Source organism: Nocardioides sp. B-3 (genome assembly GCF_024703895.1).
Taxonomy (GTDB): Bacteria; Actinomycetota; Actinomycetes; order Propionibacteriales; family Nocardioidaceae; genus Nocardioides.
In genome coordinates, this window is sequence record NZ_CP087968.1 from 2,890,370 (window position 1) to 2,908,814 (window position 18,445).

The 18,445-nt window shown below is 68.8% G+C and carries 16 protein-coding genes, 1 tRNA gene and 9 pseudogenes; 20 read left to right on the plus strand and 6 right to left on the minus strand.

Annotation, left to right across the window (positions count from 1 at the left end; translation table 11 throughout):
- Positions 1-10 precede the first annotated feature (10 nt).
- Positions 11-394, minus strand: a pseudogene (locus LP418_RS19240) (zinc-dependent metalloprotease); the annotation flags it as partial.
- A gap of 64 nt (positions 395-458) precedes the next feature.
- Positions 459-911, minus strand: a pseudogene (locus LP418_RS19245) (zinc-dependent metalloprotease); the annotation flags it as partial.
- A 47-nt stretch (positions 912-958) separates the two neighbouring features.
- On the opposite strand from LP418_RS19245, the gene LP418_RS19250 reads away from it, so the two are divergent.
- Entirely contained in the window at positions 959-1,399 is a 441-nt protein-coding gene (locus LP418_RS19250; RefSeq protein ID WP_257953275.1) for a molybdenum cofactor biosynthesis protein MoaE, read from the plus strand.
- Between the two features lie 4 nt (positions 1,400-1,403).
- Entirely contained in the window at positions 1,404-1,628 is a 225-nt protein-coding gene (locus tag LP418_RS19255) for a hypothetical protein (RefSeq protein WP_257953276.1), read from the plus strand.
- Here the strand turns inward: LP418_RS19255 and LP418_RS19260 are convergent, their stop codons facing one another.
- The 3 genes and pseudogenes from LP418_RS19260 to LP418_RS19270 form a co-directional block, all read right to left on the minus strand.
- Entirely contained in the window at positions 1,629-3,113 is a 1,485-nt protein-coding gene (locus LP418_RS19260) for a hypothetical protein (protein WP_257953277.1), read from the minus strand.
- Positions 3,110-4,192, minus strand: a complete 1,083-nt coding sequence (locus tag LP418_RS19265; RefSeq protein WP_257953278.1) for a tetratricopeptide repeat protein — start codon at positions 4,190-4,192, stop codon at positions 3,110-3,112. The genes LP418_RS19260 and LP418_RS19265 overlap by 4 nt, the downstream gene beginning before the upstream one ends.
- Positions 4,193-4,499: 307 nt before the next feature.
- Positions 4,500-5,889: pseudogene (locus LP418_RS19270) on the minus strand (DUF4331 domain-containing protein).
- 493 nt (positions 5,890-6,382) lie between these two features.
- On the opposite strand from LP418_RS19270, the pseudogene LP418_RS33875 reads away from it, so the two are divergent.
- From LP418_RS33875 to LP418_RS33900, 18 genes and pseudogenes are all read left to right on the plus strand, one after another.
- A pseudogene (locus LP418_RS33875) lies at positions 6,383-6,727 on the plus strand (hypothetical protein); the annotation flags it as partial.
- Positions 6,728-7,530: 803 nt separating this feature from the next.
- Positions 7,531-7,701 carry a hypothetical protein gene (locus LP418_RS19280; RefSeq protein WP_257957103.1) on the plus strand — a complete coding sequence of 57 codons (171 nt, stop codon included), beginning with the start codon at positions 7,531-7,533 and terminating at the stop codon, positions 7,699-7,701.
- An 84-nt stretch (positions 7,702-7,785) separates the two neighbouring features.
- Positions 7,786-8,748 (plus strand): annotated as a pseudogene (locus tag LP418_RS19285) (UPF0182 family protein); the annotation flags it as partial.
- Positions 8,749-8,815: 67 nt separating this feature from the next.
- The gene (locus LP418_RS19290) at positions 8,816-9,418 is read left to right on the plus strand and encodes a UPF0182 family protein (RefSeq protein WP_257953280.1); all 603 of its coding nucleotides are present in this window, start codon (positions 8,816-8,818) and stop codon (positions 9,416-9,418) included.
- Positions 9,310-9,708, plus strand: a pseudogene (locus LP418_RS19295) (UPF0182 family protein); the annotation flags it as partial. The gene LP418_RS19290 and the pseudogene LP418_RS19295, both read left to right, overlap by 109 nt.
- Before the next feature lie 25 nt (positions 9,709-9,733).
- A pseudogene (locus LP418_RS33880) lies at positions 9,734-9,859 on the plus strand (UPF0182 family protein); the annotation flags it as partial.
- 158 nt (positions 9,860-10,017) lie between these two features.
- On the plus strand, positions 10,018-10,626 hold the full coding sequence (locus tag LP418_RS19300) for a UPF0182 family protein (RefSeq protein ID WP_442940286.1): 609 nt from the start codon (positions 10,018-10,020) through the stop codon (positions 10,624-10,626).
- A 108-nt stretch (positions 10,627-10,734) separates the two neighbouring features.
- A tRNA-Met gene (locus LP418_RS19305) sits at positions 10,735-10,808 on the plus strand.
- Between the two features lie 183 nt (positions 10,809-10,991).
- A complete protein-coding gene (locus LP418_RS19310; RefSeq protein WP_257953281.1) occupies positions 10,992-11,222 on the plus strand; it encodes a helix-turn-helix domain-containing protein in 231 nt (76 codons plus the stop codon).
- A 6-nt stretch (positions 11,223-11,228) separates the two neighbouring features.
- Positions 11,229-12,041 (plus strand): N-terminal phage integrase SAM-like domain-containing protein, encoded by an 813-nt coding sequence (locus LP418_RS19315; RefSeq protein ID WP_257953282.1) that lies wholly within the window; start codon positions 11,229-11,231, stop codon positions 12,039-12,041.
- Positions 12,038-12,220 (plus strand): hypothetical protein, encoded by a 183-nt coding sequence (locus tag LP418_RS33885; protein ID WP_442939957.1) that lies wholly within the window; start codon positions 12,038-12,040, stop codon positions 12,218-12,220. The genes LP418_RS19315 and LP418_RS33885 overlap by 4 nt, the downstream gene beginning before the upstream one ends.
- The gene (locus LP418_RS19325) at positions 12,192-12,425 is read left to right on the plus strand and encodes a tyrosine-type recombinase/integrase (RefSeq protein ID WP_336275764.1); all 234 of its coding nucleotides are present in this window, start codon (positions 12,192-12,194) and stop codon (positions 12,423-12,425) included. Before LP418_RS33885 ends, LP418_RS19325 begins: the two co-directional genes overlap by 29 nt.
- On the plus strand, positions 12,422-12,850 hold the full coding sequence (locus LP418_RS19330) for a type II toxin-antitoxin system RelE/ParE family toxin (RefSeq protein WP_257953284.1): 429 nt from the start codon (positions 12,422-12,424) through the stop codon (positions 12,848-12,850). The genes LP418_RS19325 and LP418_RS19330 overlap by 4 nt, the downstream gene beginning before the upstream one ends.
- Position 12,851: 1 nt before the next feature.
- A complete protein-coding gene (locus LP418_RS19335) occupies positions 12,852-13,157 on the plus strand; it encodes a helix-turn-helix domain-containing protein (RefSeq protein ID WP_257953285.1) in 306 nt (101 codons plus the stop codon).
- 257 nt (positions 13,158-13,414) lie between these two features.
- A pseudogene (mobF, locus tag LP418_RS19340) lies at positions 13,415-14,086 on the plus strand (MobF family relaxase); the annotation flags it as partial.
- A gap of 94 nt (positions 14,087-14,180) precedes the next feature.
- On the plus strand, positions 14,181-14,438 hold the full coding sequence (locus LP418_RS33890; RefSeq protein ID WP_442939958.1) for a relaxase domain-containing protein: 258 nt from the start codon (positions 14,181-14,183) through the stop codon (positions 14,436-14,438).
- Between the two features lie 378 nt (positions 14,439-14,816).
- Positions 14,817-15,398 (plus strand): annotated as a pseudogene (locus LP418_RS33895) (AAA family ATPase); the annotation flags it as partial.
- Between the two features lie 457 nt (positions 15,399-15,855).
- Positions 15,856-16,503, plus strand: coding sequence for a C-terminal helicase domain-containing protein (locus LP418_RS33900; protein ID WP_442940287.1), 648 nt, complete (start codon positions 15,856-15,858; stop codon positions 16,501-16,503).
- A gap of 1,012 nt (positions 16,504-17,515) precedes the next feature.
- Here LP418_RS33900 and LP418_RS19355 read toward each other — a convergent pair.
- Entirely contained in the window at positions 17,516-18,361 is an 846-nt protein-coding gene (locus tag LP418_RS19355; protein ID WP_257957276.1) for a hypothetical protein, read from the minus strand.
- Between the last annotated feature and the right edge of the window lie 84 nt (positions 18,362-18,445).

Consider the following 18,445-nt stretch of genomic DNA (forward strand, 5'->3'; position numbering starts at 1 on the left):
CGAGCGTGATCTCGAGGCGCTCGAGGGCGGCCTGCTGGGCGGGAGACTTGGCGAGGTCGAAGAGCCCGCCCTCCATCGCCGACTGCATAGCCGCCGGGTTGGTCGGGTCGATCTCGCGGAGCTTCTCCTCGATGCCGGCCGTGTTGATCTCGATGCCCTCGCCGTACGCCGTGACCGCACCGATCAGGTGCTCGCGCAGCCACTTCGCGTTGGCGAAGAGGCGCTGGTGCGCGGCCTCGCGCAGGGCGAGGTAGAGGAGCACGTCGTCGGTGCTGACGTCGAGCTCGGCGGCGAACTTCTCGACGTTGCCGGGCAGCAGTGCCGCCTTGCCGTCGGGGCCGAGGGGCAGGCCGATGTCGGAGGCGCCGAGCACCTCGTTGGAGAGCGCGCCCACGCCCCCGGCCGACCCGGGCGGCGACCATCGCGCCGGTGGCCTTGCCGATCATGCCCAGCAGCGGCCCGGCCATCGCGCGGGCCTCCTCCGGCAGGGCGTTGCCCAGAGCGCCGACCGCGGCGCCGGCGATCGGCTCGACGAGGCGCTTCCAGACGTCGGTGGTCTCGACGATCCACTCGGCGCGGCTCCGGGCGGCCGTGGTGGTGACGCCGGAGGGGAAGTCGGTCGCGTCGTCGAGCCAGTGGTCCGCCAGCCGCACGGCGTCGGCGACTGCGTCGCGCTGGGCCTGCGTCGGCGTCGGGTCGGGCTCTCGGGAGGACAGCTTGCGCGCGGTGTCCGTGACGACCGCCCAGTTGACCGGGCCGTCGTGGGGCTGCATGAAGGCCTGCATCTGGTTCATCAGCGAGCTCAGGTCGGGCATCTGGCCACCGGCGGCCATCCCGCTGAACAGCTGCTCGAACGGCGTGCCCTTGAAGGGGTTCTGCTCGTCCGGTCCATCACCGGGGTTCTCACTCATGGCTCAACCGTACTCACCGCGCCCCAGCGGTTACCTACACTCGAACCATGACGCAGGCTCCCTCGCACACAGCAGTCCGCCTCGTCGAGATCCGCGACGAGCCGCTGGATGTCGGCGAAGTGGTCGCCGCCCTCGACGACGACGCGGCCGGCGGGCTGACGCTCTTCGTCGGCCGGGTGCGCGACCACGACGGCGGACAGGGCGTCACCTCCCTCGACTACTCCGCCCACCCGACGGCCCCGGCGCGGCTGCGCGACGTCTGCGACCGGGTGGCGGGGGCGTACGACGTGCACGGACTCGTCGCCGTACACCGCGTCGGGCACCCGGCGATCGGGGACATCGCGGTCATCGTCGCGACCACCGCCGCCCACCGTGGCGTGGCCTTCGACGCGTCGCGGTCACTGATCGACACCTTGAAGTCCGAGGTGCCGATCTGGAAGCACCAGCGTTTCGCCGACGGTGCGGAGGAGTGGGTCGGCCTACCCTGAGGTCGTGGAGATCCTGCTCTGGCTCGTGGTGCCCGCCCCGGTGACCGTCGGCGCCATGGTGTGGGTCAGCTGGCTGGGCCGCGAGGGCCGTGGCGAGGTCGATCGCGACGTCGCCGTACAACGTCTGCAGAAGGCGCTCGAGAAGGACCACCGCAGCAAGCACCCGGTGCGTCCGGCCCGCGAGCCCGACCGCAGCACCGGGATCGCGGTGCGTCCCACCCGCCGTTGATCAGAGCTGCAGGACGGTGCGGATGACCAACGCGGCTCCCACGCCACAGATGCCGATCGCGGCGCCGTAGCGCAGGAACGTCCGAACGTTGCCGCCGAGGAAGCCGCGTCGCTCGGCGAGGCCCTCGAGGCGCAGCACCGGGTCGCGTGCGAGCAGGCCGACCGCGGCCGGGGACACCGCCATCCCGATGCCGAACGCGACCACGAGGGCGAAGCCGAACCGGGCTCGGCCGAGGGCGACGGCAGCCGGGAGCAGCAGCAACGCGGACGGACTCGGCACCGGGCCGCCGACGAGACCCATCACCCACACGCCCCAGCGGCCGGGCGTGGCAGCGGGTTGGGTCTCGACCGGTACGGCGACGCGCGTGGCGACAGCCACGGACCCGTCCTCGTGCCCGTGCCCGTGCCCATGGCCGTGGCCGTGGCCGTGGCCGTGGCCGTGGCCATGGCCATGGCCATGGCCATGGCCATGACCACCGTCCACGTCGACCGAACGCAGTCGCGCGAGCAGGTAGACCCCGAGCCCGACGATCAGGAGTCCGGTGGCCGGGGTGAGCCGGGGGTAGAGCCGGGCAGGCACGAAGGCGCTGCTCAACGAGACCAGCAGGCCCAGCAGCAGGACGGAGCCCGTGTGCGCGGCCGTGACCGCGCTGCCGACGGCGAAGGCCGACCGGACCGACGAGTCGCCGCGCTGGGAGAGGTAGAAGGCCATCACCGTCTTGCCGTGGCCGGGGGAGAGGGCGTGGGTGGCGCCGAGGGCGAGTGCGGCCGGGAGTGCCGGGCCCGCGGCCAGCCAGCCGCTGTCGCCCAGCAGTGCCGTGGCACGCGTCGAGAGCCAGCTGCCGTCCGTGGCGGTCGGGTCGGTGTCGCCGCTTCCGGGCAGGACACCCGCCGGGCCGCCGGGGGAGACGACAAGGGTCGCGGACGTGACGTCCAGCGGGGACTGCAGCAGGTCCTCGGGATAGGACGTGAGGCGGTCGCTGGTGCTCTCGGCCGGCACGTCGGAGCTGGTCAGGGTCATCTCGTCGCCGACCGCGGTGACCTCTCGCCAGCCCACCGAACCGGGTGCGGTCCGGTCGTCGAAGGTGACCTCGCCGGCGCCGATGTCGGCCGCGCCGGAGTAGGTGCAGGTGATCCGGGTGATGGGCAGCCCGCCCTCCCCGTCCGTGGTCGACGCGGACGAGCTCTCGAGCGTGAGGGGTACGGCGGTCCCGGTGACCGAGAGGTCGAGCCCGCGAGCGGTCGTGGCGCACTCGCGCTCCGCGAGGGCCGGCAGGTCGTCGATCGCGTTGCCCAGCTGGGCGGTCGGGACCTCGGCCGGGTCGACCACGTGATCGACCTCGACGCCGGTCGGGGAGACGAGGATGCCGGTGTAGCGGTTGATCGTGAAGTTGCCGAGCGGGTGAGCCGAGGCCGGTGCCGCGGTCACGAAGAGGCAGGCGGTGATCGCGCCGAGGGCGAGCAGGAGACGCGCAACGGTTCTCATCGGGTGCCTTCGATCCCGGAGAGGGTGGCCCGTGCCTCGTCGCGCTGCCACGGCGAGAGGCCGGGGTCGGTGGCGAGGCCGCGCCGCAGGTGGGTGCGGGCCGCGTCGGTCATGCCCAAGGCCGACTCGATGGTGCCGCGGTGGATCCAGAACCTCGCCTCGGGGCTGTCGAGCCGGGTCGCGGCCCGGGCGATCGGGAGTGCTTCGGAGTCACGTCCGGAGCGGTGCAGGGCCCATGCGTAGGCGTCGGCGACGTGGACGCTGGTCCGGCGGTCCCACTCGGACCGGGCCCGGCGCAGCGCCTCCGCGGGCGAGCCGTGGTCGGCCTCGAACAACGCCGTCTCGAGGTCGGTGTCGACGCCGCTCGCGTCGAGCAGCTGGATGGTGGTGCGGACGACCTCGAACTGGGCGTCGGCCCGGCCGGTCCGGCCGAGGTGGAGGAGCAGCTCGCCGAGCTCGATGACGTATTCGGGCAACGGCTGCTGGGCGACCACGTCCTGCCGGGTCGCCACCGCTGCCTCGAGGTCGCCGCGCGCGGTTTCCAGACGGGCTTCGGAGACCGGGGCGGGCAGGTACGTCGGCACCATCTGGCGGGCGAGGTCGAGGTCGCGACCGGCGGCCGCGAGGCGACCCTGCTTGCGCAGGATGTCGGCGCGCAGGGTCAGCACGTACGCCTTGTCCGCGCGGCTGCCGTTGGCCGAGGCGCGGCGCAGGATGTCACCGGCCCGGTCCAGGTCGCCCCGGAGCTCGTAGGCGTAGGAGTAGCGCGCGGCGATCGGCGTACTCGGCTGGAGCCGGTCGGCGATCCGCAGGGCCCGCAGCTGTTCGTCGTAGCGGCCGAGCTCGTTGAGCGCGTCGACACGGATGGCCAGTGCACCCGTGTCGCGGGGATTGATCTCGAGGGCCTGCTCGGCGTTGTCCAGTGCCTCCGCGAAGTCGTGGCGGGCGGCGTGGATCGCGGCTGTGGCGGCCGGGGCGGTGAAGTTGTCGTCCGGCTCGATGTCGAAGGAGCGGGGCGGCGGCTTCGTCGGCCTTGTCGTAGTAGGAGGCGTTGCCGGTGATGCGGGCCTGCTCGACATAGGCGACGGCGAGGTTGGCCCGGGACACGTAGTCGGCAGGCAGCCGGCGCAGCGTGGTCTGGAGCGCGGTGATGGAGGCCGCGAGGTCCCGGCCGGAGTCGGGGACGACCCGCGCGACTGACCCGGTGGGGGACACGGGCTCGGAGTCGGTCGTGCTGGCGACACCGATGCCCCCGGAGACGGCGAGGGCGACGCCGATGCCGATGGCGGTCAGGCTTCTACGCATGTGAACGGGCTCCTACCGATGGATCGGTGGTGCTGCCCGACCGCGCGACGGATGCTCGCGCGGCCGGGCAGGTTGGGAGGGTCAGGCCTTGCGGCGGCGGGTGGCGCCACCGATGCCGGCGATCAGGGCCATCAGCCCCACGCCGATCGCGGCCATGGACTTGTTGCGGCTCGGCACGATGCCGAGCAGTCCGCCCCGGTCACTCGACTGCTTCGCCGCAGCACCCGTGGAGGGGTGCGGGTCGGCGTTGCTGCCACTGGCCGGAAGAGCCGGGTAGGGGAAGGTGTCACCGAAGGCGACGTCGTTGGCGTTCACGCCGTCACCCGTGTCGTTGGGACTTCCCACGAGCTCACCCTCGACGACCTGCAGAGCGATGTCGATGACGTCGTCACCGAGCCTGCGGCCGTTCGGGAAGCCCCGGTTGTCGCCCGCGATCACACCGAGCCGGTTGGGCTCAGCCGTGACCGGGATCGACATGTTGAGGCGCAGCTGCTCGCTCGGCGTGATCTTGCCCTTGGGCATGTTCAGGCCCTTGACACCGGTGAGGAACACCGACACGAGGTCGTTGCGCGGCGTCTTGGGTGCCTCGATGCCGTAGACGGCCTCGACCAGCTTGGGCAGCTCGGGGTGCGTGACGTACTTGAGCGCCGCAGCGTCACCCGTCGGCTTGAGACCGTTGAAGGCGTCCTTCAGCTTGAGCGGGATGACGACCTCGTTGACCAGCGGGTTGCCCGGGCAGGAGATCTGCTGGAACTTGCCGTTGGCCGACTTCTTCTGCGTCGTCGACCAGACACCGATGATCGGGTTCTTCTTGGCGTTCTGCTTCTTCGCCACCCAGCTCTGCGGCACCTGAAGTGCCACCGACTGGACGTTGAAACCTGCGAGCGTGTCGTCGCCGGCCTCGGAGAGGTCACCGCCGTACAGGAGGTCGAAGACCCGCAGGTCGAGGAAGAACGAGTCCTCGGCCCGGCCGGCGAAGGACTTGACGTTCTTGCCGACCTTGATCGTCGCCTCGTTGCGCAGCTTGGCGTAGTCGGGCATCGAGGCCGCGCCGATGTTGGACGGAGCCACGCGGCGGTTGTTGACGACGGTCTTGGTCTTGCCGCTCTTGGAGATCCTGACCAGCTTGTAGGTCTGGTAGTAGTTCAGGTTCTTGTCCTTGAGCGACGTCACCGGACCGGTGGCTGCCAGGGAACGTCTCGTCCGAGACGTAGTGGTCCTTGAACGTCCAGCGGAACGTCACGTCGGGCTTGGCATCCGCGTTGTTGTCGACGTGGATGTCGTACTGCGCGTCGGTGGCGAAGCTGTAGAAGTTCGGACCACCCGCCGGCTCCCGGAAGGGAAGCCAGTTGGCAGCCGGGGTGACGGTGCTCTGCTTCTCCGGGCTGCGGAACGCATAGACGTCTGTCGTGTCGTACTGCAGGGGTGCCCGAGATGAGCGGTGCCTCTCGGTGACTGGACGCGGTGGCAGAGAGCGGACCGAGCCCGGCGAAGCCGACTGCCGTCAGCAGTCCGCCGGCGCAGGCGAGGGCTACTGCCCCTTGTCGCTTGGTGGGTCGTGAGCTAGTCATGGACAACTACTCCTTGATGTCGGCACGCGTCGGATCTGCAGGGTTCGTACGCCGACGCGTGCTGCCCCGGACTCGTCTGTGAGCCGGGATTGTGCTGTGTTCGGAGTCACTCCGGTCGACGGATTGGTGCGATCCCCGGCCGGTCGGTGTGCCGGGGGCTTGCAGGCATTTGAGAGGGTGACGTCATGAGTCGGCGGACGCTTGCGGGGTTGCTGGCCGTGCCGTTGCTGCTCGGGCTCTTCGTGGTCGTCGGCACGCAGCCGCTGCCCTATGTCACCTACCGGCCCGGACCGAGCGTCGACATCCCGGCCGCGCCGGACGGCAGGGAGATCATCGAGGTCTCGGGGCACGAGGCCTACCGCGACGACGGCGAGCTCAGGCTGACGACCATCTATGTCGACCAGCCCGAGGAGGACGTCACCCTCGAGGAGCTCATGCGAGCGTGGATCAGCCCGTCCGAGGCGGTCTATCCCTACGACTCGGTCTACGCCCCCGAGGAGACCGACGAGTCCAGTGACACCGAGTCGGCCGTCCAGATGGTGTCGTCCCGGGGATGCTGCCGTCGCGACCGCGCTGACCGAGCTCGGCTACGACGTCGACCCGGAGATCGAGGTCCTGAACGTCGAGAAGGACCTGCCCGCCGACGGCAAGCTGAAGGTGCGCGACATCCCGGTGTCGGTCGGTGGTGTGGAGATCAAGTCGGCCGACGACGTGGTGCGGGCCGTCGACAAGGCGCCGCTCGGGCAGCCGCTGACCTTCGTCGTCCGTCGCAAGGGCACCGACGTCACACTGGACATCACCCCGCGCGAGGTCGAGGGCGACAAGCGGATCGGGATCACCCCGGGCCCGGGATTCACGTTCCCGTTCGACGTCTCCGTCGACATCGGGGAGAACATCGGCGGGCCGAGCGCCGGACTGATGTTCTCGCTCGCCATCTACGACACCCTCACCCCCGGCTCGTTGAGCGGGGAGAAGTGGTCGCCGGCAGCGGCACCATCGACGCCGACGGACGGACCGGCCCGATCGGCGGCATCGCGCAGAAGATCGCCGGCGCCGAGGCGGCCGGCGCCCGGCTCTTCATGGTGGCGGCCGACAACTGCTCCGACACGATCGATCTCGACACCGGCGAGATGCGCCCGGTGCGGGTCGAGACCATGCACGACGCCGTCGAGGCGATCAGCGCCCGGGCCGACGACCACGATGCCACCCTGCCGACCTGTGAGGACCCCGCATGACGAAGGACGCCGCATGAGCGAGATCTCCCTCCCGCAGGACCCGGCCCCGGCGGCCGCGGTCCTCGAGATCGAGTCCCACATCGCCGAGGCCGGCTGGGACCAGCCGGCCCGCCTCTACGCCCCGGGTCGACACCGCGCGGATCGTCGCGCAGGAGCCGACCCCGGCCTCGCAGATGGGCCTCGACGCTGCTGCCGAAGAGGGTTCCTTCACGCCGGTCGAGCAGGACGCACTGCCCGACCAGCCGCTCGGAGGTCACGCTCGAGACGATCGTGTGGCCGGCCGAGGTGTCCGGCTGTGCCGCGGTCGTGGAGAGGCTCGTGCTGCCGCCGGGTGTGGACGCGGAGATCCCCGACGACCCCGCTGCCGCCGAGGAGTTCGCCAGCAACCACCCGCTGCGCCGGGAAGTCCGCATCGTCGCCGGCGCCACGCGCGCGGGGTGCGACGTACTGTGCCCTGCGCCTGCGGGCCCACGATGACGACCAGTCGGTCGTCGACGGCACTGAGCTGGTCCCCGGGCTGCTCGAGCTGTTGCGAAGCACTCTGGAGGAATTGTGAGCGGGATGTTCGACGCCGAGTCCGAGCGCCGGGAGGAGCCGCCGAGCTCTGGGCGGCCGGGTCGCTCGCGCACGCTGATCATCACCGCGGCGGTGATCGTCGTGCTGTTCCTCGGCCTCACCGGTTTCTCGTCGTTCTGGACCGAGCGGCTGTGGTTCAAGTCGGTCGGCTTCGGCTCCGTCTTCCAGACGCTGCTGTGGACCCGGATCGGGCTGTTCCTCGTCTTCGGCGGCGTGATGGCGGCCGTCGTCGCGCTCAACCTCGCCCTCGCCTATCGCGCGCGGCCGCTCCTGATCGCCGGGGGTGACCCCAACTCGGCTCGCTATCGCGACGCCGTCACCCCGGTCATGGGCTGGTTGTTCGGTGGTGTCTCGGCGTTGATGGGCATCTTCGCCGGCGCCTCGGCGGCCGGACAGTGGCGCGCCTACTCCCTGTGGCAGCACTCCTCCCCGTTCGGCCACACCGACCCCTACTTCCAGCGCGACGCCGGCTTCTACGTCTTCGAGCTGCCGTGGTGGCACTACCTCACCGACTTCGTGATGGCCGTGGCCGTGATCAGCCTGATGGCCGCGGCGCTCGTGCACTACCTGTACGGCGGCATCCGCCTCTCCGTCGCACGCGACCGGCTCAGCGGTGCCGCGCAGGTGCACATCTCCGCACTGCTCGGCGTCTTCGTCCTCGCCAAGGGCGCGGACTACTGGCTCGACCGCTTCGACCCGGTCACCGGCTCCGGCTCGCTGTTCACCGGCATGGGCTACACCGACGACAAGGCGGTGTTGCCGGCCAAGGAGATCCTGACCGGGATCGCGCTGATCTGCGCCGTGCTGTTCTTCCTCAACATCTGGCGCCGCACCCGGCTGCTTCCGTCGATGGGCATCGCCCTGCTCGCGCTGTCCGCGGTGCTGCTCGGGCTGATCGTGCCCGGCGTGGTGCAGCAGTTCCGTGTCAGCCCCAACGTGCCGGACAAGGAGGGGCCCTACATCCAAAGCGAACATCGATGCGACCCGGCTGGCCTACAACCTCGACGAGATCGAGGTGGCGCCGTACTCCTCCGAGCCCGACACCAGCGACGACCTCGCGGCCCCGGACGCCGCCTCGTCGTCGGTGCCGCTCGTGGACCCCAAGATCGTCAGCCAGACGTTCGAGCAGGAGCAGCAGGTGCGCGCCTACTACTCCGTGTCGAAGGTGCTCGACGTCGACCGCTACGAGATCGACGGCACTGACCGCGCGATGGTCCCGGGCGTGCGCGAGCTCGACCGTGCCGGTCTTGCGGACTCCGACAAGAACTGGGCCAACCTGCACACGGTCTACACCCACGGCAACGGGGTCATCGCGGCGTACGCCAATCAGCGTCCGGGCGACGACGACGAGCAGTCGGGCACCATCGAGTGGGCCGAGGGCCGGGGAGACCGACGAGAGTGCGTTGACCAACCTGACGGACGAGGGCTACGAGTCGCGCGTCTACTTCGGGGGAGACCAGCCCGAACTACTCGATCGTGGGCAAGCGAGAAGGCGAGAACTCGGTCGAGCTCGACCTGCCCAAGGGTGAGCGGGACGACGAGAACCAGGCCACGACCTACGACGGATCGGGCGGCGTGCCGATCGACAACATCGTCGACAAGCTGCTCTACGCGGTGAAGTTCAGCGAGCCCAACCCGGTGCTCGCAGGACGCGTGCACGAGAACAGCAAGATCCTCTACGACCGCAATCCGAGGACCATGGTCGAGAAGGTCGCGCCGTGGCTGACGGTCGACTCGGACCCCTACCCGGCCGTCATCGACGGCCGGATCCAGTGGATCCTCGACGGATACACCGTCACCGACCGGTTCCCGCTGTCGCAGCGCGAGTCGCTGGAGGAGATGACCGAGGACTCGCTCACCGATACGCCCGGCTTCCAGACGTTGCCGACCGACGAGATCAACTACATGCGCAACGCGGTCAAGGCGACCGTCGATGCCTACGACGGCACCGTGCACATCTACGCCTCGGGACGAGGAGGACCCCATCCTCCGGGCGTGGAGCGAGGTCTTCCCCGACGTCGTCGAGCCGAAGGCGGACATCCCCGAGTCGCTGATGTCGCACCTGCGCTACCCCGACGACCTGTTCAAGGTGCAGCGCCACCAGTTCGCGCTACCACATCACCAACCCCAACGACTGGTACGACGGCGCCAACCGCTGGGACGTCCCGGCCGATCCGCAGGACAAGACGACCAAGCAACCGCCGTACCGGCTGTTCCCTGGACAACACTCGGGCGCTCACCTCGGTCTACGTGCCGCGGGAGAAGAGCAACCTGGCGTCGTTCGTGTCGGTCAACAGTGACGCGACCTCGGACGACTACGGCAAGATCTCGGTGCTGGAGCTGCCCGACGAACGCACGGACGGGCCGGGGCAGATCGCCAACCTGCTGCAGACCGATGACGGGGTCCGCGAGGAGCTTCTCGGTTTCACGCAGGGCGGTGTGGACCCGATCTACGGAAATCTGCTGACGCTGCCGGTGGGCGACGGGCTGATGTACGTCCAGCCGGTCTACACCCGACGCTCCGGCGACGCCGCGTCCAACTTCCCGATCCTGCGGTTCGTGCTCGTCTCCTATGGCGACCGCATCGGCGTCGGTACGACGCTGCGCGAGGCCATCGCCGACGTGCTCGGCGTCTCCGCCGATGCCCCCACGCCCGTTCCCGAGACCGAGCCGGAGCCGGACCCCGAGACAGGGCAGGCGGAGCCCGAGCCGTCGGGTTCCGGTCGACGACCAGATCCGCTCGCTGCTGGCCCGTGCCGAGGCGAAGTTCGCCGCCGCCGACCGGGCCCAGGGCCAACGGCAACACGGTCGGCTGGGCGCGTCTGATGGAACAGGGACGTGACCTGATCACCCAGTGGATCCGGCTCTCGGACGTTGGTGAGTAACCCCGATTTGGGTTCGTCGCCGACCATCGCGTAAGGTTTTGTTCACCGGCGCGGGGTGGAGCAGCTCGGTAGCTCGCTGGGCTCATAACCCAGAGGTCGCAGGTTCAAATCCTGCCCCCGCTACAAAATTCAGGCTCGGAATCTACGGATTCCGAGCCTGAAAGCATTTAGAGATTTGATCCAGTGTCCACTTACTGTCCGAATACTCGGTCCAGAAACCCTCTGGGCAGCCGATCTGCGGATCGAGTGCGGGTCCGCCCCGTGCGGTGCGGGAGTCGTGCGGAGGTCTCTGCACACCTACGGGGTATGGAGACCACCACAACCACGTTGAGCGGCCCGGAGCCGCTGCTGAGCATCGAGGAACTCTCCGAGTACCTCCACGTGCCGGTCAGGACGCTGTACGACTGGCGCCTCACCGGCAAGGGTCCTTGCGCCGTCCATGTCGGCCGCCAACTGCGCTACTTCGTCAGCGACGTCCACGCCCGGCTGGCCAGCCAGCGCGAACAGGAGCCGGGCCGCGCGCCCGAGGGAGCGTGACGGCTCATGGCTAGGCCGCGCACGCCGATCGGCACCTTCGGTGACATCTCGTACGTCAAGGCGGCGGGCGGCCAGATCCGCGCCCGCACGCGCTACCGGGACGACGACGGCAAGGTACGTCGAGTGTCCGCGACCGGTTCGACAAGGCGGGAGGCCGAGCGCAACCTCAAGAAGGTCGTGGCAGATCGCTCCTCCTACCGTTCGTCGGGCGAGCTGACGGCCGACACATCCTTCACCAGACTCATCGAGCTCTGGCTCGCGGATCTGGATCTTGAGGGCAAGCTGGCGCCGAGCACCCGGGCTCTCTACGAGCGCAACATGCGCCACCCGGTCCAGCCGGCTTTTGACGACTTCACACTGCGCGAGATCACGGTGAGCAAGGTCGACCGGTTCATCAAGACGCTCGCCATGACGAAGAGCTACAGCATGGCCAAGCAGGCAAGAACGGTGCTCAGCCTCGCGTTCGGACTCGCGGTCCGATACGACGCGATTGCGAAGAAGAACCCGGTGCGCGACACAGCGCGCCTGCGCAAGCCACCGTCGCAGGCGATGGCGCTGACCATCGGCCGTCGACGCAATCCGTGCGGCAGTACGCGGCTGGCGACGCGGCCCCCGGCCTCGCCGGCCCACCACCCGACGGGCAACTGGAGCAGGTCATCGAGGTCATGCTCGGCACCTCGGCTCGGATCGGAGAAGTCCTCGCGATTCGCAGGTGCGACGTCGACGTCACGAGGTCGCCGGCGACGGTCCGGTTGTGCGGAACGATCGTGTCCCCGGCCGGCAAACCGACTCACCGCCAAGCCCATCCCAAGACGATGAAGTCGACCGGGACGGTGTCGGTGCCGTCGTTCACCGCCGAGGCGCTGCGCGCCAGCTTGGTGAAGATCGCTTCCGCAGATCCCGAGCACCTGATCTTCTTCAGCCGCAACGGCACACCGCTGACGACCAACAACATCCGCCGCAGGCTCCGTGCGGTCCCGGGACGAAGCGGGCATTGAAGGGGTCACTCCGCACTCGTTCCGACGAACCGTCGCGACTGTGCTCGACAGGGCAGGTGGAGCAGACCCGGCCGCAGAGATGCTCGGGCACACCTCCTCGAAAATCACCAAGGAGCACTACATCGAACCCGACGAGAAGGTGAACCCGGTGACGGCGGAGATCCTTGAGTCGCTTGCCCCGACGCAAGTGAAGCCACAGTCGTGAACGAAGAGAAGCCCGATTCACATACCCTTTACGGTATAGAAGGAAAAGCGTATACTCGTGGCGTGTGGGAGGTCGACGTTGAGCTGATCGAGGACTGGTTGCGTGACATCGACGACGACACCTACGACCGTGTCATGGCCGCGATCAGGGTCCTCGGGAATCACGGTCCCGGGCTCGGGAGGCCATTGGTTGACTCGATCGTCGGATCCAGACACAAGAACATGAAGGAACTCCGGCCGGGCTCGGCTGGCCGGAGCGAGGTGCGGATCTTGTTCGCCTTCGACCCCAGACGCCGCGGCATCATGCTGCTCGCCGGCGACAAGCACGGGGCGTGGGTGAAGTGGTACCGCAAGAACTTGCCGGTCGCCGACGACCGGTACGACGAACACTTGCAGAAGCTGCGAGATGAGAAAGGTTGGCAGTGAGATGGCGAAGACGTACCAGGAGTTCCTCAAGGAACGCCCCGGCAACCCTGAGGCGCAGGCGCGCCACATGGAGCGGATGCTGGCTGAGGTCCGCGCCTATCGACTGCGTGAGCTGCGCGAAATGATGGCGATGACCCAGACCGAGGTCGCCCAGACGCTTGCGATCAGCCAGAAGCGGGTCTCGGAGATCGAAAGTGGCGATGTCGACCGGACCAAGGTCGACACGCTGCGTCGTTACGCCGACGCGCTCGGCGGGACCCTTCGCGTCGAGGTCCGGGTAGGCGACGAGACTTACCAAATCGCCTGATCAGGTCGACCAGCCAGCCCTTGACCACCGCTGTTCCCACTTACCCTTCGCCTCTACCTGCCCTCTACCGTCCCCTCCCGCCTTCTTCTCCTCCTCGAATTCTTCTTCATCTTTCGCCTTCTCCCCACTCAATTTCCTCGCCTCAATTTCCCCTTCACGCCTCTTGCAACTGAGGTCTGACGGCCCCGAGCGCCGGGCGGTCGAGCGCACCTACCTCCTGACAGGAGGTGGTCGCGATGACCGTGACGATCAGCAAGATGAGCGCCGGCAAGGGCTACGAGTACTTCCTGCGCACGGTGGCCGTAGGAGACGGGGACCGGTCACTCTCGACGCCGCTGACCCGCTACTACACCGAGCACGGCACCCCGCCCGGAAGGTGGATGGGCTCCGGGATCGCGAGCCCGGACAGCCACCTCAAGGTCGGCGACGAAGTGACCGAGGAGGAACTCCGCCTGCTGATCGGTGAGGCCAAGCACCCGGTGACGGGTGTGGATCTCGGCCGCCGATACCGGACGTACAAGGTGCCCGAGGACGGCAAGCGTCGACACCCGGTCGCCGGCTACGACCTAACGTTCTCGATCCCGAAGTCGGCCAGTGTGCTGTGGGGAGTCTCCGACGCTGGGACGCAAGCGATCATCACCGACGCCCACCACACCGCCGTCGCCGATGCCATCGCCTTCCCGGAACGGGAAGTCATCGCCACCCGCGGCGGCGCCAAGGGACCCAAGGGCGGTGTCGCGCAGCTCGACGTCACCGGGGTCATCGCGACCGCGTTCGACCACTACGCCTCCCGCGCCAACGACCCACATCTGCACACCCACGTGGTGATCAGTAATCGGGTCAAGGCCACCCGCGACGGCCAATGGCGCACCATCGACGGCGCCCCGCTACACGCCCGGACGGTCGCCGCGTCCGAACTCCACGAAGCGATCTTCAGCGACCACCTCACCCGCGCCCTCGGCGTCGACTGGGAACGACGACCTCGCGGACGCGACTGCAACCCCGCCCCGGGAGATCACAGGCGTGCCGCAGTCGCTGACCGAACAGTTCTCCAGCCGCTCCCACGACATCAACACCGAGACCGACCGACTCATCGAGGAGTACGTCGCCAACCACGGCCGACGTCCCCGCCCGGCCACGATCATGAAGCTGCGCCAACGAGCCAACCTCGCCCACCGGCCCGAGAAGCAAATCCACTCACTGGCCGACCTCACCACCATGTGGCGACGTCGCGCCGCCCGCAACGTCGGCGAGGATGCCACCACTGGGCCCGACGCCTGACGGCAAACCCCTCCGAGGCGGCTGCTGCGCGCCGACGACATCCCTCTCGACATGATCGAGCAGGTCGGCCGAGATGTCGTTGCCACGGTGGGGGAGAAGCGCGCCACCCGGCGCCGAGCGAACCTGCACGCCGAAGCCTCCCGCCAGACCATCGGTTGGCGCTTCGCCACCACCACCGACCGAGAGGCCGTCACCGGCCCGGTCGTGGACGCCGCCGAGCTCGGCTCCCTGCGCCTCACCCCACCGGAGCTGGCCACGACCCCCGAGCCGTTCCTGCGGGCCGACGGCACCAGCACCTTCCGGCCCAAGCACTCGGTCGTGTTCTCGTCCGAGCAATTGCTCGCCGCCGAGGACAGACTCCTCCAGCGCGCGGACACCATGAGCGCCCCTACCGTCGACATCGAAATCGTCGACACCATCGCCGGGCAACCCGTCAAGGGTCACCGGCTCAGCCCCGAGCAGGCCCAAGGGATCGCCAAGGTCGCCGTCTCCGGGCGTCAGGTCGACGTGCTCATCGGCCCGGCCGGAGCAGGCAAAACCACCGCCATGGGTGCCCTCCAGCGGGCCCGGACCCAGCAGCATGGACGAGGCGCCGTCGTCGGTCTCGCACCGAGTGCCGCCGCAGCCCGTGTCCTCGCCGACGATCTCGGCATCGCGTGCGAGAACACCGCCAAATGGCTTTACCAACACGAGCGCGGCGGCTCCCGCTTCCAGCGCGGCCAACTCGTCATCATCGACGAGGCCACGCTCGCCGGAACGTTCAGCCTTGACCGGATCACCGCCCACGCCGCCGAAGCCGGCGCCAAGGTGCTGCTCGTCGGCGACTGGGCACAACTCCAGTCCGTCGAAGCCGGGGGAGCGTTCGCGATGCTCGCCGACGCCCGAGACGACGCGGCCGAGCTCGTTGACATCCACCGCTTCACCCACGAGTGGGAGAAGGGTGCCTCCCTCGACCTACGCCACGGTCACCCCGAGGCAGTCGACACGTACCTCACCCGCGAGCGGGTCACCGGCGGCGACACCGCAGCCATGATCGAAGCCGCCTACCAAGCGTGGCGCGACGACACTGAAGCCGGGAAGGCGAGCGTCCCGGTCACCGACAACACCAAGGCCGTGGTCGAGCTCAACGCCCGAGCCCGAGCCGAACGCCTCGAGACCGGGAAGATCCCCGCAGGCCCAGAGGTCCCACTGATCGACGGCACCCCGCGCCTCGGTAGGCGACTGGGTCATCACCCGCAAGAACGACCGCCGGCTCCGCACGCTCCGTGCTGGCTGGGTCCGCAATGGCGATCGCTGGACTGTCGCCGACGTCCGCGACGACGGCTCCATCGTCGTACGCCGGCAAGGCAAGAAGCACGGCGGCGCCGTCGTCCTGCCCGCCGGATACGTCGCCGACCACGTCGACCTCGGTTACGCCATCACCGCACACCGCGCCCAAGGCCTCACCGTCGATACCGCGCATGTCGTCGTGTTCGACACCACCACGAGGGAAAACCTGTACGTCGCCATGACGCGCGGCCGGGAGCACAACCACGCCTACGTCATCCTCGACACGGCCGACGACAACCACGGGGCAGACGGAGAAGGTGGGACCGCCAGGTCGGTTCTGGTTGGTGTCCTCGCCAACAGTGGTGCCGAACTGTCGGCGCACCAGATGATCACGACCGAGCAGACTGCGTGGACATCGATCGCCCAACTCGCGGCCGAGTACGAGACCATCGCAGCTGCCGCACAACGGGACCGCTGGGCAATGTTGATCCGCTCCTGCCCGCTGACCCCAGATGAGGCCGACGCCGCGATCGAGTCTGAAGCGTTCCGGCCCACTCGCCGCGGAACTGCGACGTGCCGAAGCCAACGGTCACGACATCGAACGGCTGCTCCCAGCGGCCGTCGACCGATACGGACTCGGAGATGCCGAGGACGTCGCAGCGGTGCTCCGCCACCGGCTCGCGCTCGCAACCAAGCCCGCCGGGACCAGCCGGGGTCGACGGCCGGCCAAGCTCATCGTCGGCCTCATCCCCGAAGCGCTCGGCCCGATGGCACCCGACATGCGCGCGGCCCTTGATGAACGTCGCGACCTCATCGAACAACGCGCTCACGCCCCGGCGAAGGACGCAGTTCAGGACAAGACGAGCTGGGTGCACAGACTCGGGGAGCGGCCCGTCGATCGGCGCGAGGCGGAGGAATGGGGCAAGGCACTCGTGACCATCGCCGCCTTCCGCGACCGGCACGGGATTACCTCGATTCCAGCGCTCGGTGCGGAGCCAGCCACCGATAGCCAGCGACTCGATCGGGCTCGAGCTGCCTCAGCGGTTCGCAGGCTCGACGTCCAGGGATCGCTTCGCGCCAGCGACGGCTCGAGGCCCCGGCCTTCAGCTGTGATCCCGAGCCCGCTGAGGCGTCGACCGCTTCCCCGCGGCATTCAGCCGAACACGGTTCCGCACCGGGTGCGGAACCGGTCACTCTGGCGAAGCTTCATCTAGCACGGTGCCGCGTCCGGCGCGGAACCGGTCACTCCTGAGTTGGGCGGCGCCGGTGCCGCCGATTCGGCGGGACCGTGCGATCCGCGAGGACGCTGCGGCTGTGCACCCGGTGCACCACCGCGTGACCTGCGGATTCGTGACAGCGGTGCCGGACACTGTCCGGCACCGTGTGACCTGCAGTGTTGCTGACGGTGGTGCCGAATCGGCACCACCGTGCGGTCTCCGTGGCGCGCACGGCGGCCGACTCGTTACCCGACTCCGATCAGTCCTCGGCACCGCGTCGTCCGGTCCCGGGGAGTCCCCGGGGCCGTGGGCTTCGCACGATCGAGCCTCGGGTCGGCACGGCCGTGAACAACGCCCTATGCGTGCCACGAGCCCGAGAGGTCATACATCGAAGGTGCGCCTCGGCGGCGCCGGGTGTCAACCACCAATTCAGCCTCGACTTCGACTGCTGCGAACCGTTCGAGGACAGTGCAGGACGTCAGCAGACAACGGGTGACAACCAGTGCCCGAAATTCTTCCGGGCACGTCTCACGATTTGAACTGCAACCCGTCTGCCATCGATGGCCAAGGGTTTGTGAGCATCGGTTGCGGTCATCGTCGTGCCTTAGCGAGTGCGGTCAAGGCCTGTTGCATCTCGGATTCGACGCGTGCCGCGAAGTCGGCTGCGGACTCCTCGGGCACCGCGGTCATTGCCGGGAGCACGCGTGTGGCCAGCTTGGTGGGAAGTGGCAGGTAGGGCAGCAGTCCGACACCGCCGACGTTGAGGCCCCGGGGCAGCGACACCGATACCGGTAGCGCTTTCAGTCGCAGGGTTTTGTCGAGCCTGAGGGCACGGGCCAATCGCTGGCCGTCGGAGAGCACCATCAGTGACTCACCGGCACCGGCGGTCACGATGGGCACGATCGAGACTCCGGCGTCCATGGCCAACTGGGCGAAGCCGGATCGGCCGCTGAAGACGATCTTGTCGCGGTCCGCGAACCCCTTGAACGCTCGAGGTCGCCGCCCGGGAGGACGAGCACGTGCTGGCCCTCGGCGAAGCCCTGCGTGGCCGATTCCATGCTCGCGGGCCGAGCACCGATGGGTTCGAGCAGCTTGCCGACTCCCGGGGTCCAGAGCGATCTGGTGGGTCAACATTGTGACTGGCCGATCGAGCTTCAAGGCGTCGAAGGTCGCCGGGATGGCGAAGACGTTGAGGTCGAAGATCCCGCCGAAGCCGTGATTGGCCACGAACAGCACGGGTTCCTCAGGGGCCTCGAGCTCGCCGGAGAGGTCGAGCCGGTGATAGCGGCGGACCCAGTCGATGCCGAGCTTCTGGAGCACCGACACAGCGGTCACCAGCGCGTCGGGCAGGCCCGCTGCTGGGTGAGGGGCGAGGTCCTCCTCGATCGCGCCGAGGACAGCGTCGGCGAGCGACTCGACGTCCTCGAGCTCGCTCACGACTGGCCTGCTGTGGCCCGGGCGAGGTCGAGTGCGATGTCCACGAGCATGTCCTCCCCGGCCGCCGATCAGCTTGCGTCTGCC